The sequence below is a fragment of the Chryseobacterium metallicongregator genome, from assembly GCF_031324065.1.
Lineage (GTDB): Bacteria > Bacteroidota > Bacteroidia > Flavobacteriales > Weeksellaceae > Chryseobacterium > Chryseobacterium metallicongregator.
The window spans coordinates 1-1,576 of sequence record NZ_JAVIXS010000026.1 but is presented as its reverse complement, the minus strand read 5'-3'; the positions used below and the strand labels follow the sequence as shown (position 1 = coordinate 1,576).

General features: G+C 28.0%; 2 protein-coding genes. One reads left to right on the top strand and one right to left on the bottom strand.

Annotated elements, in window-relative coordinates; all coding sequences use genetic code 11:
* Positions 1-239 (top strand): hypothetical protein (locus REB14_RS24010; RefSeq protein WP_309523484.1); only part of this gene is annotated, 239 nt, incomplete at its 5' end.
* A gap of 212 nt (positions 240-451) precedes the next feature.
* Here REB14_RS24010 and REB14_RS24005 read toward each other — a convergent pair.
* Positions 452-1,576: hypothetical protein (locus REB14_RS24005; protein ID WP_309523483.1), on the bottom strand; the 1,125-nt coding region annotated here is incomplete at its 5' end.

Sequence of the window (1,576 nt, the reverse complement as noted above, 5' to 3'; positions counted from 1 at the left end):
TACTGTATGGATTAACATCAATACTATTTGAGTTTTTAAAAAGATTAAAGTCTTTTGAACATTTATCTTCAAAATTAATATGCAAATACTTTGACTCTGATCTCGGATCAATTATCCTATTGAATACTTTATTGACCATATTAGCAAAGTCTTCTTTACCTGGCTTTTTGTATCCATTGTCTTCTAATTCTTTTGATATGATAGATTCTGTAGCTTCTAAATCTTTTAATGTAAATTGATAAGTTGGATAATCTGTTTCACTTTTTTCTCCACTTACTCCGGTGACAGCTGTGATTTAAGAACAGGTAGAAAAGCGTTTTTTATACCCAATAATGTATTTTGTGAATACAATTCACTCGATATTAAGATAGCCAGAGAAATTATAACCTTCTTTATCATTGTTGTGTTTTTAAAATAAAAGCACAGTTAGATTTAACTGTGCTTTTATATATTATTTTTTAGGATACTGTTTTCTCCATTCTGTAATATTCATAGGTTGGTTATCTGGACCGCAAGTACCGTTGTACTCACATTCTTCAACAAAATATTCATCATAGTCAGCGTTGTCCCACCATTCTTTAAATTTTGGAAGGTTGAAATAATTATTTTTCTGTAAAATATTTACTTCCTCCTGATCTAAAAAGAATCTTAACCTTCCCATCATTTTAGAGTTATCTCCATATCCCGAAACAAATCTTTTATCATACTTATATTGTTCAGCAAAATAAACAATATTTGCAAGTATTTTCACTTTATCTTCCTTTGAAATGCCAGTTTCTTTGTTATTAAAATCAGCAAAATATTCAAGATATCCTTTAATATGATCAAGTAAAAATCTATTCTGATTTGACATATCGTTTGTTATATCTGGAGTATAAATTTCTTGTAAAGTTTTAAAAGTATTAGCATGTATTTTTACTGTTTCATCACATTGCTTTACCCAAAAGAATTTCCCATAATCAGACGGATCTTTTTTATCAAATTTTGTTCTTTCAATAACCCATTTTAATAAATCAGGATCTTGTGTATATCCGAAAGTTTTAACTAAACCTTCCATGAAATATGAATCATTATGAATAAGCCATTTATAACGAGTTTTATTGTCATTGAATAGATAGAGGTTGCGGGCAAGAATTGTTTTAATATTTCTTTCACGAATCTCTTTTAAATCTTTAAAATCTTTCCAGTAATATATTTTCACCTCTGCTGCATGATTATTATTCTCAGCATCTTTTTCATATTGCAATAATTCAGAATCTTTAGTATAATCCAGTATTTCAGGGATGTTGTATAAATCCGAAATGAAAAGTCCATTTTTAAAAACATACGTACTGTATGGATTAACATCAATACTATTTGAGTTTTTAAAAAGATTAAAGTCTTTTGAACATTTATCTTCAAAATTAATATGCAAATACTTTGACTCTGATCTCGGATCAATTATCCTATTGAATACTTTATTGACCATATTAGCAAAGTCTTCTTTACCTGGCTTTTTGTATCCATTGTCTTCTAATTCTTTTGATATGATAGATTCTGTAGCTTCTAAATCTTTTAWTGTAAATTGWTAGGTTGG